Annotated in this window: 17 protein-coding genes; 10 read left to right on the top strand and 7 right to left on the bottom strand. The window is 62.3% G+C overall.

What is annotated here, in order from left to right; all coding sequences use genetic code 11:
* Positions 1 to 120: 120 nt before the first annotated feature.
* The 4 genes from FA04_RS22450 to FA04_RS22435 are packed head-to-tail and all read right to left on the bottom strand — an operon-like array spanning position 121 to position 3,839.
* A complete protein-coding gene (locus FA04_RS22450; protein WP_034799485.1) occupies positions 121 to 921 on the bottom strand; it encodes a transporter substrate-binding domain-containing protein in 801 nt (266 codons plus the stop codon).
* Between the two features lie 28 nt (positions 922 to 949).
* Entirely contained in the window at positions 950 to 1,753 is an 804-nt protein-coding gene (locus FA04_RS22445) for a dimethylarginine dimethylaminohydrolase family protein (RefSeq protein WP_034799482.1), read from the bottom strand.
* A 30-nt stretch (positions 1,754 to 1,783) separates the two neighbouring features.
* Positions 1,784 to 2,755 carry a citrulline utilization hydrolase CtlX gene (gene ctlX / locus FA04_RS22440; RefSeq protein ID WP_034799479.1) on the bottom strand — a complete coding sequence of 324 codons (972 nt, stop codon included), beginning with the start codon at positions 2,753 to 2,755 and terminating at the stop codon, positions 1,784 to 1,786.
* A 1-nt stretch (position 2,756) separates the two neighbouring features.
* Entirely contained in the window at positions 2,757 to 3,839 is a 1,083-nt protein-coding gene (locus FA04_RS22435; RefSeq protein ID WP_034799476.1) for an ornithine cyclodeaminase, read from the bottom strand.
* A gap of 92 nt (positions 3,840 to 3,931) precedes the next feature.
* On the opposite strand from FA04_RS22435, the gene FA04_RS22430 reads away from it, so the two are divergent.
* From FA04_RS22430 to FA04_RS22410, 5 genes are all read left to right on the top strand, one after another.
* Positions 3,932 to 4,357 (top strand): Lrp/AsnC family transcriptional regulator, encoded by a 426-nt coding sequence (locus tag FA04_RS22430; protein ID WP_034799473.1) that lies wholly within the window; start codon positions 3,932 to 3,934, stop codon positions 4,355 to 4,357.
* Positions 4,358 to 4,409: 52 nt separating this feature from the next.
* Positions 4,410 to 4,931, top strand: coding sequence for a carboxymuconolactone decarboxylase family protein (locus FA04_RS22425; protein ID WP_034799759.1), 522 nt, complete (start codon positions 4,410 to 4,412; stop codon positions 4,929 to 4,931).
* A 16-nt stretch (positions 4,932 to 4,947) separates the two neighbouring features.
* A complete protein-coding gene (locus tag FA04_RS22420) occupies positions 4,948 to 5,472 on the top strand; it encodes a GNAT family N-acetyltransferase (protein ID WP_034799471.1) in 525 nt (174 codons plus the stop codon).
* Positions 5,473 to 5,541: 69 nt separating this feature from the next.
* The gene (locus FA04_RS22415) at positions 5,542 to 5,937 is read left to right on the top strand and encodes a MarR family winged helix-turn-helix transcriptional regulator (protein WP_034799468.1); all 396 of its coding nucleotides are present in this window, start codon (positions 5,542 to 5,544) and stop codon (positions 5,935 to 5,937) included.
* A 185-nt stretch (positions 5,938 to 6,122) separates the two neighbouring features.
* Complete coding sequence (locus FA04_RS22410; RefSeq protein ID WP_034799465.1) at positions 6,123 to 7,418, top strand: MFS transporter; 1,296 nt, start codon at positions 6,123 to 6,125, stop codon at positions 7,416 to 7,418.
* Between the two features lie 81 nt (positions 7,419 to 7,499).
* On the opposite strand, the gene FA04_RS22405 is transcribed toward FA04_RS22410, so the two are convergent.
* The 3 genes from FA04_RS22405 to FA04_RS22395 all read right to left on the bottom strand — a co-directional run bounded on the left by FA04_RS22405 (position 7,500) and on the right by FA04_RS22395 (position 10,337).
* Positions 7,500 to 7,928 (bottom strand): OsmC family protein, encoded by a 429-nt coding sequence (locus FA04_RS22405; protein WP_034799464.1) that lies wholly within the window; start codon positions 7,926 to 7,928, stop codon positions 7,500 to 7,502.
* Positions 7,929 to 8,053: 125 nt separating this feature from the next.
* The gene (locus FA04_RS22400; protein ID WP_034799757.1) at positions 8,054 to 9,643 is read right to left on the bottom strand and encodes an ABC transporter substrate-binding protein; all 1,590 of its coding nucleotides are present in this window, start codon (positions 9,641 to 9,643) and stop codon (positions 8,054 to 8,056) included.
* A 10-nt stretch (positions 9,644 to 9,653) separates the two neighbouring features.
* Positions 9,654 to 10,337: a helix-turn-helix domain-containing protein gene (locus FA04_RS22395; RefSeq protein WP_034799462.1), complete on the bottom strand. Its 684-nt coding sequence runs from the start codon at positions 10,335 to 10,337 to the stop codon at positions 9,654 to 9,656.
* A gap of 129 nt (positions 10,338 to 10,466) precedes the next feature.
* Here FA04_RS22395 and FA04_RS22390 point away from each other — a divergent pair, with 129 nt between their 5' ends.
* The 5 genes from FA04_RS22390 to FA04_RS22370 all read left to right on the top strand — a co-directional run bounded on the left by FA04_RS22390 (position 10,467) and on the right by FA04_RS22370 (position 14,604).
* Positions 10,467 to 11,540, top strand: a complete 1,074-nt coding sequence (locus FA04_RS22390; protein ID WP_051659494.1) for an ABC transporter permease — start codon at positions 10,467 to 10,469, stop codon at positions 11,538 to 11,540.
* Positions 11,541 to 11,553: 13 nt separating this feature from the next.
* Positions 11,554 to 12,459 (top strand): ABC transporter permease, encoded by a 906-nt coding sequence (locus FA04_RS22385; RefSeq protein ID WP_034799460.1) that lies wholly within the window; start codon positions 11,554 to 11,556, stop codon positions 12,457 to 12,459.
* On the top strand, positions 12,459 to 13,292 hold the full coding sequence (locus FA04_RS22380; RefSeq protein ID WP_034799458.1) for an ABC transporter ATP-binding protein: 834 nt from the start codon (positions 12,459 to 12,461) through the stop codon (positions 13,290 to 13,292). The genes FA04_RS22385 and FA04_RS22380 overlap by 1 nt, the downstream gene beginning before the upstream one ends.
* Positions 13,289 to 14,029, top strand: a complete 741-nt coding sequence (locus FA04_RS22375; RefSeq protein WP_034799753.1) for an ABC transporter ATP-binding protein — start codon at positions 13,289 to 13,291, stop codon at positions 14,027 to 14,029. Before FA04_RS22380 ends, FA04_RS22375 begins: the two co-directional genes overlap by 4 nt.
* 68 nt (positions 14,030 to 14,097) lie before the next feature.
* The gene (locus tag FA04_RS22370; protein WP_034799456.1) at positions 14,098 to 14,604 is read left to right on the top strand and encodes a GAF domain-containing protein; all 507 of its coding nucleotides are present in this window, start codon (positions 14,098 to 14,100) and stop codon (positions 14,602 to 14,604) included.
* Positions 14,605 to 14,622 lie beyond the last annotated feature (18 nt).

Genomic DNA, 14,622 nt, shown 5'->3' with positions numbered 1-14,622 from the left:
CCGCTGCCCGATCGGTGCGGGCAAGGTGGCTGTAGCGGTTGCTGCGATGGTGCCCCGGCGCTGCGGCCGGTTTTGGCGAATGAGGGCGGCGACGCTGGCCGCCGCCCTCCGAAATTCGGTTTACTTCTTGCCGAAGATCCACTTGTCGACGAGCTTCTGCGTCGTGCCGTCCTTTTCGAGCGCGGCAAGGCCGGCATTGACCTTGTCGAGGGTCGCAGCGTCACCCTTGCGGACGGCATAGGCGACGCCTTCGCCGAGCGTGACGTTCTTCGGCACTTCGACCTTGACCTCGTAGTCGGCGCCTTCAGGCGTCTTCAGGAAGGTCTGGATGTAGAGGTCGGGGATGAGCACGTAGTCGACGCGACCGGCGATGAGGTCGGCGACCGAGTTGTCGGCGGTGTCGTAGCTCTTGGCTTCGGCGCCGGTCAGGTACTTGGCGACATAGGCCGACTGCACGCTCGACGTCTGCACGCCGATGATCTTGCCCTCGACGCTTGCCGGGTCGATGATCTTGCCAGAACCGTCGGCGGCGTCGGCCGTCTTGATCTCGCTCGTGTCACCCTTGGAGCCAACGAAGGACGTGCCTTCGGTGTAATAGGGCGTCGAGAAATCGACGACCTGGCGGCGCTCGTCGGTGATCGAGAAGGCGCCGATGATGAAATCGACCTTGTTTTCCTTCAGCGACGGGATGAGACCGTCCCAGGCCATCTGGTTGATGTCGCACTTGACGGCCATCTTCTCGCAGAGCGCGCGGGAGAGATCGGCTTCAAGGCCCTCCCACTCGCCGCCGGCGTTCACCTGGGTGAAGGGCATGTAGGGCTCCGGCGTCATGCCGAGGCGCAGCGTCTCCTCGGCAAACGCGCTGCCGGCAGCCATGGAAAGGGCGATCCCTGCGAACAGGGCGGTCTTCAACGTCTTCATAATGTTCCTCCTCGGGGATTGCGTCGGGTCAGAGCGTGTTGCTGAACCAGCGTAGCGACATGCAGGAAAGACCTGCGTCGATCTTGCCGATCTCCGTCGTCTTCATCGGCACGACCTTGTAGCCGAGCTTGTCGAGCATCTCGATCGTGCGCGGGAAGTCCGAGCCGACCATGACGACGTCGTTGACGCGCAGCGCATTCGCTGCCGGCTCTTCGCCTTCGGGAATGATCACCTGCTTGAAGCGCTCGAAGGCGCCGGACTTGGCGAGGCGCGCGGTCGAAAGCACGGTCTCGTCGTCGAGCAGCGAGCAATCGGTCTTGAAGTGCAGCACGCCTTCAGGCGTGGCGACGATCTCGCTTTTGCGACCGAGCTTGGTCAGGCAGGCCTGAAGTGCTTCGGCGCCAACCTTGTTGGTACGGGCCGAAAGACCGATCATCACGCTTTCGCGGGTGGTCAGAACGTCGCCGCCATCGGCAAAGCCGGTGCCTGGCAGATCGAGAACCGTTTCGAACATGGCGCGAAGCGTCGGCTCGATCTCCGGCGTTTCCTTGACGCGGGTTTCGGCACCCGGACGCAAGAGGATCGCGCCTTCGGTGAAGACCAGCGCCGGATCTTCGACGAAGATCGAGTCCGGGAAGGCTTCGAGCGCCGGCAGCACCGTCACCTTGACGCCCGCGTCCTTCATCGCCGCGATATAGGCATCGTGTTCTGCCTTTACACCTTCGAAGGTGGGGTTGCCGCGGTCATCGGCGCGAAGGCCGTTGACGACCGACTTCGACGGGGTGCGGACGATGATGTTGTTGAACTGGTAGACGGGGCGTGACTGCGACATTTGTAGACCTTTGGCTTGGATGAGGTGCTTCTATCGATCGGACATGGCGGCGTAAAGCGGTTGCTTGTTCACGTTTTCCCGACGTGACAGGTGAACGCCAGCGAGCATGCAGCGCACGGAGCCGCCCGCGAGCTCGATGGTCGGAACGTCGAAGGCGAGAACACGGGCAGAGACTTCGAGCGCCTTGATCTGGTCGGCGCGGAGCGAGGCGAGCGCGCGAGCCGACATGACCACGACGCGGCCATCGGCACCGTCGAGTTCGATGGCATTGCCGGCGAAGTTCTCGATTTGCTCCAGCGTCAGATCGATGACCTGGCGGCCGGTTTCCTCAAGCCGCAAGCAGATCTCCTGGCGACGGGCGAGATCCGGGATCATGCTCGTGCCGATCAGCGCAAACTCGGTGCCGATGCACATCAGCACGTTGGTGTGGTAGATCGAGTTGCCCTGGCGATCGACCGCGCCGAAGATCATCGGCTCGAAATTGAAGTGGGTGCAGAAGCGTTCTAGCGCCACTTCATTGGTGCGGTTGGAACGTGCGGCATAGGCGACGCGACCGATATGGTCGAGCACCATGGCGCCCGTGCCTTCGAGATAGACGCCGTCCTTTTCAAGGCCGGAGTAATCGATCACGTCCTGAACGCGGTACTCGTTCTTCAGCATCTCGATGATGTCGGAGCGGCGCTCGCTTTGACGGCTTTCCGAATACATCGGATAGATCGCGACATGGCCACCCGAATGGGTCGAGAACCAGTTGTTGGGGAACACCGAGTCCGGCCGCGTCGTCGTCTCGTCTTCGAAGAGATGGACTGCGACGCCGGCGTTCGAAAGCCCGTCGGCCATGCGGCTGACTTCGTCATAGGCGGCCTTGGCGATCGCAGTCGGCTGGCGCGCCGCGTCGGTCGCCTGGAAGGCATTGTCCTTGGCCGTCATCGGGTTGGGGCCGAAGTGGTGCGGGCGGATCATCACGACGCCCTTCGGCGCCTGTACGGACAGTCTCTTCATGTTATGCGGCACTCCGCTCGGCAGGGGCCGCCGGCTGCTGCCGGAACAGGCCGTAGAGATCGCGCGGATGGTCCGGCTGGGTCGTCAGGTCGAGCTCGGTGTAGAATGCGGTACCCTGGATCTTGTCGCGCAGGAAGCGCAGGGCCGAGAAGTCTTCGGTGGCAAAGCCGACGGAATCGAAGATGGTGATCTGGGCGGAGCTGCGGCGGCCCTCGGCCTCGCCGGCAATGACCTGCCAGAGTTCGGTGACCGGGAAATCCGGCGCCATCTGCTGGATCTCGCCCTCGATGCGGGTCTGTTCCGGATATTCGACGAAGACGTCGGCGCGGCGCAGGATGTCCCCCTGCAACTCCGTCTTGCCGGGGCAATCGCCGCCAACGGCGTTGATGTGAACGCCGGCGCCCACCATGTTGTCGGAGAGGATCGTGGCATTGCGCTTGTCGGCCGTGACGGTCGTGATGATGTCCGCGCCAGCAACCGCTTCTTCCGCCGTGGTTGCGACGACGATGTCGAAGTCCATATCCGAGAGGTTGTTGCAGAACTTGGCGGCGGCTTCCGCATCGATATCGAAGACCTGAAGGCGCTTGACGCCAAGAAGGGCGCGGAAGGCGAGCGCCTGGAATTCGGACTGGGCGCCGAGACCGATGATCGCCATCGAGCGGGCATCAGGACGTGCGAGGTACTTCGCGGCAAGCGCCGATGTCGCCGCCGTGCGCAGTCCCGTCATGATCGTCATTTCGGAAACGAGACAGGGGTAGCCGGTGCTGACGTCGGAAAGAACGCCGAAGGCGGTCACCGTCTGCAGGCCGACATTGGGGTTCTTCGGATGGCCGTTGACGTATTTGAAGCCGTAGTGCTCGCCGTCCGAGGTCGGCATCAACTCGATGACGCCGGTCTTCGAGTGGCTGGCCAGCCGCGGAGTTTTTTCGAAAACGTTCCACCGGCGGAAATCGTCTTCGATGTATTCCGCAAGACCCACAAGAAACGTCTCAATGCCGATCGATTTGACCAGCTCGATTACGTTGCCGACACCGACATACTGAACCACGTTTAAAACTCCATCGGAGAAATTCGATGAAGTCAGCCTAGGCTTGCAAGAAGTGAGTTGAAATTTTAAACCTGCGCAAAATTACAGGACATATTGAGCAATTTGCGCAATCGTAATATACACCTTTCATGCATATCTTCGATGACCTCGACCACCAGCTCATCTCGCTCCTGCGAGAAGACGGGCGCGCGCCCTACTCCAAGATCGCTGCGGTGCTCGGCATATCGAGGGCGACCGTGCAGACTCGCATCGACCGGCTGCTCGAAAGCGGCGCGGTCCTGGGCTTCACGCTGCGCGTGCGGCAGGATTATGACGATCGCGCCATCCGTGCGATCATGATGATCGAGGTGAGCGGCCGAAACACCACCAAGGTGATCAAATACCTGCGCGGCCTGCCGGAACTTTATGCCCTGCACACCACCAACGGCGGTTGGGACCTGGTCGCCGAAATCCGCGCCAACAGCCTCAGCGATTTCGACCGCATCCTGCGCGAAGTGCGCGACGTCGAGGGCGTGTCGAACAGCGAAACGAGCATTCTGCTCAGCACCGTCTGACGCTCCTACCCATCATCTGCGCAGCTCGCGCACGACCAAGACAGGCATGACCATGAGCCATATCCCCCAGATCGACTACGACACCGCCTCGGATGAAATCCGCGCCGCCCACGACGAGGAGGTGCGCGTGCGTGGCCGCATGACCAACATGAAGCGCACGCTTTTACATTCGCCGGTCGCGCACCGGATCTATGCGGAATGGTTCACGCTCCGCGAGGAACTACGCCCTACCCTCGACGACAGGGCGATCTGGTTCCTCTCCCATTCCATTTCGGAGGCCATGAAATCCCCAATCGCCATGGGCTTCTTTCGTCGCGCCTTCGCCAATGCCGGCATCGATTTTCACACGGACGTGCCGAGCGAAGACGAACAGCGCCTGATCGCGTTCGGCCGCGCCATCGTCGCCGACAGCAATGCCGTTACGGAGGAAATCTGGGTTGGCCTCAAGGCACGCTACGACGCCAAGGCGCTGGTCGACCTCGTCGCTTTCTCCGGTATCATGGTGGCGACGGCGCTTTTCAACAATGTCGTCGAAGTGGAGTTCGACAAGGAACTGGAACCCTTCGTCGATTGAGACAGTGAAGAGCAGCGTGACAAACGATATGACAATCAGGCGCGCGACCGTCGCGGATGCGTCAAGCCTTGCGGCGATCAGCCTGGAAGTCTGGCTGAACACGTATATCAGGGATGGCGTCAACGCATTCTTTGCCGATTATGCGCTGCAGCACTTTACCACCGCGCGCTTCGAAGAAATTCTGGGCGACCGCAACGAGACCGTCTGGGTTTCGCAGAACGTTGTCGGTATCGACGGCTTCTTGCGCATGTCCGCGAATTCGCCGGCACCGGTCGATATCGCCTCCGACCTGGAAATCACGACGCTCTATGTCCAGCCCCGTCACCATGGTCGCGGCCTCGGCAAGGCACTCCTGAAGACCGGCCTGCAATTCTGCCTGGACACGGGCCAGCTAGGCACCTGGCTGGCGGTGAACGCCGAAAACGAAAAAGCCACGGCCTTCTACCTCGCGAGTGGCTTTGAGATGGCGGGACAAACCCATTTCACGATCGGCGACAAGGCTTACCCCAACCACGTTCTTCAGTTTCGCTTGGACCGCTGATCGCTTCGAACAGCGCCTTCACACCAAGAAACGGTTGACGTCGATCGCTTGCGTGTATATACACACATTATGTCTCGTTGCTATTGTGCCCTCTTACGCAAAGCCACCCGGCGAGTGACGTCAGTCTATGACGACGCGCTGCAGCCGATTGGTCTTAACCTTGCCCAGTTCAGCCTGCTTCGACACATCGCGCGCGATGAACCGATCTCGATGACCGAGCTTGGCCGCAAGATCGAACTCGAGCGATCGACGGTCAGCCGCAACGTCAAAGTGCTGGAGGGAATGGGATTGACCGCAACTGGAAGCGGAAAGGATCAGCGGGAGGCCATTGTCGAGCTTACGGAGAGCGGCCACCGGATACTGGCTGACGGCGCGCCGCTCTGGCAGGCCGCTCAGGACAAGATCGAGGCGCGGCTGGGAGCCGACGCCGCCGCCCAGCTGGAGGACCTGCTGCTGGCGCTCTAGCGCCTCGTTTCCAGACCAACTTTCTGGTCGCAGTCTGCGACTTGAGGCCAGAAGAATCCGGGCAGCCTAAGCTGCCAGGAACCGGCAGAAAACTGCCAAACAACAGTTCAATCTGCGACCTGCGCTCCGAAAGCCCGCGCAGCGCTGTCGCACGCCCTAAAAACACCGACGAAAGGAAGTCGACGATGCTCGGTCCGGCGCTTGCGCGTTATCTTGCCAGACGCAATATCCACTACGGCTGGGCTGTCGCCGCCGTCACCTTCCTGGTCATGCTTTCGACAGCGGGCGCCATGGGCTCGGCCGGCGTGCTCATCAAACCGCTCGAGACCGAATTCGGCTGGACCAATGCGCAAATCTCGCTGGCGCTCGCCATCCGGCTTTGCCTTTTCGGTCTGCTCGGTCCGTTCGCAGCCTCGTTCATGAACCATTTCGGCGTGCGCCCGGTCGTGTCTACGGCGCTGATCCTGATCATCTCCGGCATCGCCGCCTCGTTCTACATGACGGAACTCTGGCACCTGGTGGCGATCTGGGGCGTCGTGCTCGGCGTGGGTACCGGCATGACGGCGCTGGTGCTCGGCGCGACGGTCGCAACGCGCTGGTTCGACAAACGGCGCGGGCTCGTCGTCGGGCTGATGACCGCCAGCAACGCCACCGGCCAGCTGGTCTTCCTGCCGTTGCTCGCTTCTCTCACCGAAACGATCGGCTGGCGCTCGGCGCTGACGCTGATCATCGTCATCCTGCTTGCGGCCTTCACCCTGGTCCTGCTTCTGATGCAGGATCGCCCTGGGGACCTTGGCCTTGCGCCCTTCGGCGGCAAGCAAATGGTGGCGGCGCCGCCGAAGGCGAAGAGCTTCGGGGAACTGCTGATGGCACCGATCCGGGCGCTTTCCGACGCCGCCAAGACCAACACCTTCTGGGTGCTGTTTGCGACCTTCTTCGTCTGCGGCTTCAGCACCAACGGGCTGATCCAGACCCATTGGGTTTCGATCTGCGGCGATGTTGGTATTGCCCCCGTCGCAGCAGCCAGCCTGCTGGCGCTGATCGGCGTATTCGATCTGATCGGCACCATCGGTTCCGGCTGGCTCTCGGACCGTTATGACAACCGCTGGCTGCTCTTCTGGTTCTACGGCCTTCGCGGCCTGTCGCTGATGTTCCTGCCGTTCAGCGGCTTCAACATCTACACGCTGTCGATCTTTGCGATCTTCTACGGCCTGGATTGGGTCGCGACGGTACCGCCGACGGTGAAACTTTCGGCCGAACGCTTCGGTCCGGAACGCGCCGCCCTCGTCTTCGGCTGGGTCTTCACCGGTCACCAGCTGGGTGCGGCCAGTGCGACCTTCCTCGCAGGCGCCAGCCGGACGTCGCTTGAAACCTATACGCCGGCGCTGATTGCCGCCGGGATGCTCTGCATTGTCGCGGCCCTGCTGGTGCTGACGATCGGTCGGCGTCAACCGGAGGCGCTTACGCCGCAACCGGCCTGAGTCCTTCTGCCAGTTGCATCGAAAAGGGCGGGCTGCCAATGGCAGCCCGCCCTTTTGTTGGACGCTGAGACCCAATGAACGTCAGTGGGCAAACTCGGTCACGAATTCCGGATTGCCGCGGATCGTATTGCTGACGGTGCAGATCTCGTTTTCGGCGGCTTCCGCGATCGCATGGCGGACTGTGTCGTCAAAATCACCCTTGATGTCGAAGACGATGTTAAACTTCGCCACGCGGGACGGCTCGTCATGGGCTTTCTCGCCCGTCACCTTGGCACTCACTTGCGTCAGCCGGTCGAGCACGCCAAAACGGCTGGCGGCGATGCGGGCGCTCAGCACCAGGCAGCTTGCGAGCGACGCATAGAGCAGATCGAGCGGGCCGTAGCCCGCCTGCGACGGGCCGGTGACGATATCGAGTTCACCACCGGTGACCGAGGTCACATGCGGAAAGCCGGTCTTGCCGACCACAGCCGTCGCACCGGTTTCCCGCGTTCTCACCTTCACATCCGCCATGTCGTAAAACCTTCCCAGAACTTATCAAACCGATCGGTAGAAACACGTCGCCCCGGGCCGGAAGGCCCAGGGCGTTTTGATATGTGCGCCTTTTTCTCATCGGCGCAAGGGCGATCGCTGGCGGATCAGTTCTTCTTCACCAGGCGGTAGAAGACATAGTCCGAGATGGCGCCATTGACGTAGCCTTCGACCTTGTCCTTCATCGCGACCTGGGTCGCTGCCTGGAACATGATCACGATCGGCGACTTTTCCTGAACCTTGCGCTGCAGGTCGACATAAAGCGCGTCGCGCTTGGCCGGATCGGCTTCCTTGAGGGCTGCCTTGGTCGCTTCGTTGAGTTCCGCCGGAACCGCCCAGCCGTTACGCCAGGTGGTCGTCGACTGATACTTGTCGTCGGCGTTGTCTTCGTTGTAGGCGAAGGCCTTGGCGTTCGAATGCGGGTCCATGAAGTCCGGGCCCCAATAGAGCAGCATCGCTTCGTGGGTGCGCGCGCGGTACTTGGTGATGACCTGGCTACCGGTGCCCGGGATGATCTCGAAGTTGATCCCGGCTTCGGCGAAGGACGCCTGCAGTGACTGCGCCATGTCGGTGAACGGCGTCGAGTTGATGACGTCGAGGGTCACCTTGATCGGCGTCTTGATGCCGGCATCGGCCAGGATCTTCTTCGCCTTTTCAACATCGTAGCTGTAGGGGGTCTCGTCGAGCGAGCCCGGGAAGCCCTTCGGCCAGAAGGCCTGGTGAACTTCCATCTGGCCCTTGAGGAAGCTGTCGGTCATGCCCTTGTAGTCGACGAGGTAGCGAGCGGCTTCCCAGACGGCTTCCGGCTGCAATGCTTCGTCCTTCTGGTTGAACGACAGGAAGTGTACGGCGGCCTGCGGATAGGATTCGACCTTCACGCCGTCCTTGCCTTCAAGACCCGAAACCTGGTCCGGGGTCAGGTTCTTCGCCATGTCGACGTCGCCGGTCTGCAGCATCAGCTGCTGGGTTGCGGCTTCGGCCACGTGACGGATGATGACGCCCTTGATAACAGGAGCGCCGCCGAAGTAGTTCGGGTTGCTCGCAAGGTTGAGCAGCTCGCCGGCGCGGAAGGCCTTGAGCACGAACGGGCCGGTACCGGCCGAATTGGCCTTGAGCCAGGCATTGCCAAAGTCGCCATCGGCCTCGTTGGCCTTGACGGTTTCCGCGTCGATCACCGAAGCCGGGCGAGCGGCGAGAACGTTGAGAACGAAGGCCGACGAGAAGTCGCCGTCATACTTGACCGTGACCTTGTTACCTTCGGCGGTCACCATCTTGTCGATGTTTTCGGGCGTCCAGCCGAGCTGCGTCAGGATGAAGGCCGGCGCCTTGTTGAGAACGACGACGCGCTTGAAGGAGTAGACGACGTCTTCGCCACGCAGCGGATTGCCGGAGGAAAAGGTAACGCCATCACGCAGCGTGAAGGTGATCGTCTTTGCCGCATCGTCGACCGTCCATTCGGAGGCAAGACCCGGCGCCAGCTTCTTCACGTCGGGCGCATCGTACTGCACCAGGCGGTCATAGGTCTGGGTGACGTATTCGCCCGAGGAGAACTCGTAGGCCTCGGCCGGGTCGATGCTGACGATGTCGTCGATATTCTGGGCAACGACCAACACATCGGCTGGCGTTTCGGCGAGTGCGGCCGGCGCCACGCTCATCATCAGGGACGCCGCGAAGACCGCGGCCTTGAACATTCTCATCATCATTCTCCTATTTTCGATGAGGCTTGGTTTTTGTCGGTGCCGGCTTCAGCGCCGATTGCGGCTGACCGGTCTCGTTGGATTGGGAAGCGCGGGGCCGGAAGAGCGGCAGGGTGCCGGTCCAGATCAACCGCACGGGTGCGTCTGTCTTGTTCCACCAGTAGTGGGGCTGGATGCCGCGGAAGTGCAGGCCGTCGCCAGGCGAAAGCATGGTGTCGTCGCCATCGAGCCCGAAGAGGATCTCGCCTTCGAGCATGTAGACGAGCTCTTCGCCCTCATGGCTGAAGACCTCGGAGCGATGCCCCGGCGGAATGGTGATGACGAAACTCGAAAGCTGGTTGCCGGCGAAATCCGCGCCAATGCGCTCATAGGAAACAGGCGAGCCGCCGACCGAAAACACCATGCGCCCCTCGGCGCGCGAAAGCCCGGTGTCGATCGCCGGTGCCAGGATGAAATGGTTGAGTTCGGCGCCCAGGCCTTGCGCAATCTGGGCCAGTGTGCCGAGCGAGGGCATGGCAAGATCGCGCTCGATCTGGCTCAAATAGCCGACCGAAACGCCCGCTGCGTCGCTGAGCGTCTGCAGGGTCATATGCATCTGCCGGCGGCGCGCACGCACCAGCGCGCCCACCTTCGGTTGCCCTGCCCCGGCCGATTTGCCCGACGCGGCCTGCGTATCCTCTGACGGATCGCTCACAGCGGTTATTCCTCCCGTTTCCGCCCCAGTAAAATTTTTTTGATTTAAGCAAACTTATTTATATACTCCAAGCAAATTTTTGCGGTATCGACAAGTGAGACCGCAAGCGAAGAGGGATGGTGACGCCACGTGGCAAACGACAGCACGACAGCAGCAGCGCCGGCGCGCCGCGCCGCCAGACCCAGTCGGGGACGGCAGCGCCTTCTTTCACTGGCAGGCTTCCTGGTAACGCTTGCGATAACCTTCCTCGGCCTGCTCGCAATCACCTTCTTCATCGGCCGCATCGTGCCGATCGACCCGGTTCTGGCTGTCGTCGGCGACCGCGCACCCGTCGCCGTCTATGAGCGCGTGCGCCAGGAAATGGGGCTCGACCAGCCGCTGATCACGCAGTTCGTCAGCTACGTACGTGACGTCGCCACCTTCAATTTCGGAACATCGGTTTCGACGGGCAAGCCGGTTATCGAGGACCTCGCTCGCGTCTTCCCGGCAACACTCGAAATGGCGACGCTCGGCATCATGCTCGGCGTGCTGATCGGCGTGCCGCTCGGGGTTTTTGCCGCCGCCCGCCGTGGCTCCTGGCTCGATCAGGGCATCCGCGTCATCGGTCTGCTCGGTTATTCGGTGCCTGCCTTCTGGCTCGGTCTCGTCGGCCTGGCGATTTTCTACGCGAAGCTGAAATGGGTCGGCGGCCCCGGCCGTGTCGACATCTTTTACGACGGCATGGTGTCGCCGGTCACGGGCCTGATCCTTGTCGACAGCATCATTGCTGGCGAATGGGAGATCTTCCGCAACGCCGTCTGGCACCTGATCCTGCCGGCGTCCTGCCTCGGCTTCTTCTCGCTCGCCTATATCGCCCGCATGACGCGCTCCTTCATGCTCGACCAGCTGAGCCAGGAATATGTGACGACCGCCCGGGTCAAAGGCGTGCCGGAGCGCCTGGTCATCTGGCGCCATGCCTTCCGGCCGATCCGCGTGCCGCTGATCACCGTTATCGGCCTGTCCTATGCCGGCCTGCTCGAAGGCTCCGTGATGATCGAGACGATCTTCTCCTGGCCCGGCATCGGCAACTACCTGACCGTCGCTCTGCTCAATGCCGACATGTCGGCCGTGCTCGGCTCGACCCTCGTCATCGGCGCGGTCTTTATCGGCATCAACAAGATTTCGGACGTGCTCTATCGCGTGCTCGATCCGCGTGCACGCTAAGGGAGGAGCGACCATGACCACACTTCGCGACTGGCTGATCGACGACAGCCCCGCCTCGCCGATGCAGGCGCGCCTCGGGCGCTTCTATCGCATCTTCGGCGCGCTGATGCGCAATCCGCTCGCCGTTGTCGGCGCCGTCATCATCCTCGTTCTGGTGCTGACCGCACTCTTTGCGCCGTGGCTCGCCACCCATGATCCGCTGCGCCAGTCGCTGAGCGAACGCCTGCTGCCGCCGAGTGCCGCCCACTGGATGGGAACCGACGAACTCGGCCGCGACATTTGGTCCCGCGTTGTCTACGGTTCACGCATCACGCTGGCCATCGTCACGCTGGTTGCAGTGCTCGCAGCCCCTGCCGGCCTGGTGATCGGCGTGGCTGCCGGTTATTTCGGTGGCTGGGTCGACCGTATCCTGATGGGCATTACCGATATCTTCCTGTCGCTGCCGAAGCTCATCCTGGCGCTTGCCTTCGTTGCAGCCCTTGGTCCCGGCATCGAGAACGCGATCATCGCCATCGCGATCACCTCCTGGCCCGGCTATGCCCGTGTCGCTCGTGCGGAGACGCTGACCTTCAAGAACTCCGAATTCATTTCGGCGGTGCGTCTGCTCGGCGCGTCGAGCCTCCGGGTCAATCTCGGCCACGTGCTCCCGCTCTGCACCTCATCGATGATCGTCCGCGTCACGCTCGACATGGCCGGCATCATCCTGACGGCCGCCGGTCTCGGCTTCATCGGACTTGGCGCTCAGCCGCCACTTCCCGAATGGGGCGCGATGATCTCGCGCGGTCGCTCCTTCATTCTCGATCAGTGGTGGGTCGCGACCATGCCCGGCTTTGCCATCATTCTCGTTAGCCTCGGCTTCTGCTTCCTCGGTGATGGCCTGCGCGACGTGCTCGATCCGAAGAGCGGGGAGCAGCGCTGATGAGCAATCTTCTCGAAGTCGAAAACCTGCGCGTCACCTTCCCGACGCCCCGCGGTGATCTCGAAGTCGTGCGCGGCATCTCCTTCACCCTCGGCCGCGAACGCCTCGGCATCGTCGGCGAGAGCGGCTCGGGCAAGTCGATGACCGGTCGCTCGATCCTGCAGCTGATCCGGGCACCGGGTCGGGTCACCGCCGACAAGCTCGTCTTCGACGGCGTCGACCTCCTGAAGCAGTCCGAGCGGCAGATGCGCGCCATCCGCGGCGCCCGCATTTCCATGGTGATGCAAGACCCGAAGTTCTCGCTGAACCCGGTCATGACCATCGGCGAGCAGATCGCCGAAGCGTTGCTGACGCACCAGAAGCTGCCGCGCCGCGAGGTCAACGCGCGCGTGCTTACGATGCTGGAATCGGTGCGCATTGCAGATCCGGAACGCGTCGCCAAGCTCTACCCGCACGAAGTCTCCGGTGGCATGGGCCAGCGCGTGATGATCGCGATGATGCTGATCCCCGAGCCGGACCTTCTGATCGCCGACGAGCCGACCTCGGCGCTCGACGTTTCCGTCCAGGCCCAGGTGCTCGACATCATCGACGAACTGGTGAAACGCAAGGGCATGGGCCTGATCTTCATCAGCCATGACCTCAATCTCGTCTCCAGCTATTGCGACCGCATCCTCGTGATGAACACCGGCGAGGTGGTTGAGGAATGCAAGGCCGGCGAACTGATGGCGGCCAAGCACCCCTATACGCGCGGGCTGATCGCCTCCATTCCGCGCCTCGATGAAACACGGGACGAGCTGCCGGTGCTCGACCGCAGCGCATGGGCCAAGGCATGACCGCGCTCTCTCTGAAGAACCTCGACATCTCGTACGGCGACGTGCAGATCACCCACGACGTCAATCTCGATATCGCCGACGGCGAGAGCTTTGCCCTTGTCGGCGAAAGCGGCTCGGGAAAATCGACGGTGCTGAAGGCAATCGCAGGTCTCGCGCCGGAATGGACCGGCGAGATCACCGTGCTCGGCTCGCCCCGCGGCCACGGCATCGACCGCGCCTTTTCGCGTCAGTGCCAAATGGTGTTCCAGGATCCCTACGGCTCGCTGCACCCGCGAAAGACGGTCGACGCCACGCTCGGCGAAGCGCTGACGATCCACGGCATCGGCGACCGCAACGCCCGCATCGAAGAGGTCATGACCTCGGTCGGCCTCGATCGCAAGTTCCGCTTCCGTTTTCCGCACCAGCTCTCGGGCGGCCAGCGCCAGCGCGTGGCGATTGCCCGTGCACTGATGCTGAAGCCGAAGGTGCTCTTACTCGACGAGCCGACATCAGCGCTCGACGTTTCGGTCCAGGCCGAAATCCTCAACCTGTTGAAGCGCCTCCGGCGCGAGCAGAACCTCACCTTCCTGATGGTCACCCACAACCTGGCGGTCGTCTCCTTCCTCTGCGATCGCCTCGCTGTCATGCGCCAGGGCCGGATCGTCGAGATTGCCGATGTCGCCGACCTCAAGCGCGGTGACCTCAAGGATCCCTATTCGCGCGAGCTGATGCAGATCAGCGCCGCGCATGCCAACTAGGATGGGACAACACCGACGATTTATCGTCTGTCCCCTTCTAAGATATCGAGTAACCCCAAGGACATAGCATGAACAGTGAACAGATCGCTGCCGCGCTGGCGGAATTCGACGCGGCCATTGCCAAGACCACCGATGCCGATGCGGTATGGACCGCATTGCAGACGCTTAGCCGCCAGGTGATCGGCGCCAAGCTCTTCACCATCATGACCGTAGACATGGTCAACGAAGTCGCGCGCCGCGCCTACACCTCGCACCCCGCGGAGTACCCGACCTCGGGCACCAAGCCGATCCGCTACGACAGCTGGTTCGACATCGTGCACAAGGCGCACCAGACCTTCGTCGCCAACACCATCGCCGATATCGCCAAGGTTTTCCCGGACCACGAGACGATCTGGTCGCTCGGCTGCGGCTCGGTTGCCAACATCCCGGTCGTTGTCGGCGGCGAGCTGCTCGGCACCGTCAACTGCCTCGACGTCGAGCATCACTACACGCCGGAGCGCGTGGCACTCTCCAAGCACCTGGAGCTGCCGGCGAAGCTCGCCTTCCTCGCCGCAGCACGCGCCGAGAAGAAGTAAGACAGCAGGCCGGAGGCG

The sequence above is a fragment of the Ensifer adhaerens genome (genome assembly GCF_000697965.2).
GTDB lineage: Bacteria > Pseudomonadota > Alphaproteobacteria > Rhizobiales > Rhizobiaceae > Ensifer > Ensifer adhaerens.
This window is presented reverse-complemented; position numbering and strand designations above follow the sequence as displayed.

Coding starts and splice junctions, on each gene's coding strand:
- FA04_RS22450 (WP_034799485.1), bottom strand. CDS start 921: ATGAAGACGTTGAAGACCGCCCTGTTCGCAGGGATCGCCCTTTCCATG.
- FA04_RS22445 (WP_034799482.1), bottom strand. CDS start 1,753: ATGTCGCAGTCACGCCCCGTCTACCAGTTCAACAACATCATCGTCCGC.
- ctlX (WP_034799479.1), bottom strand. CDS start 2,755: ATGAAGAGACTGTCCGTACAGGCGCCGAAGGGCGTCGTGATGATCCGC.
- FA04_RS22430 (WP_034799473.1), top strand. CDS start 3,932: ATGCATATCTTCGATGACCTCGACCACCAGCTCATCTCGCTCCTGCGA.
- FA04_RS22425 (WP_034799759.1), top strand. CDS start 4,410: ATGAGCCATATCCCCCAGATCGACTACGACACCGCCTCGGATGAAATC.
- FA04_RS22415 (WP_034799468.1), top strand. CDS start 5,542: ATGTCTCGTTGCTATTGTGCCCTCTTACGCAAAGCCACCCGGCGAGTG.
- FA04_RS22410 (WP_034799465.1), top strand. CDS start 6,123: ATGCTCGGTCCGGCGCTTGCGCGTTATCTTGCCAGACGCAATATCCAC.
- FA04_RS22405 (WP_034799464.1), bottom strand. CDS start 7,928: ATGGCGGATGTGAAGGTGAGAACGCGGGAAACCGGTGCGACGGCTGTG.
- FA04_RS22400 (WP_034799757.1), bottom strand. CDS start 9,643: ATGAGAATGTTCAAGGCCGCGGTCTTCGCGGCGTCCCTGATGATGAGC.
- FA04_RS22385 (WP_034799460.1), top strand. CDS start 11,554: ATGACCACACTTCGCGACTGGCTGATCGACGACAGCCCCGCCTCGCCG.
- FA04_RS22380 (WP_034799458.1), top strand. CDS start 12,459: ATGAGCAATCTTCTCGAAGTCGAAAACCTGCGCGTCACCTTCCCGACG.
- FA04_RS22375 (WP_034799753.1), top strand. CDS start 13,289: ATGACCGCGCTCTCTCTGAAGAACCTCGACATCTCGTACGGCGACGTG.
- FA04_RS22370 (WP_034799456.1), top strand. CDS start 14,098: ATGAACAGTGAACAGATCGCTGCCGCGCTGGCGGAATTCGACGCGGCC.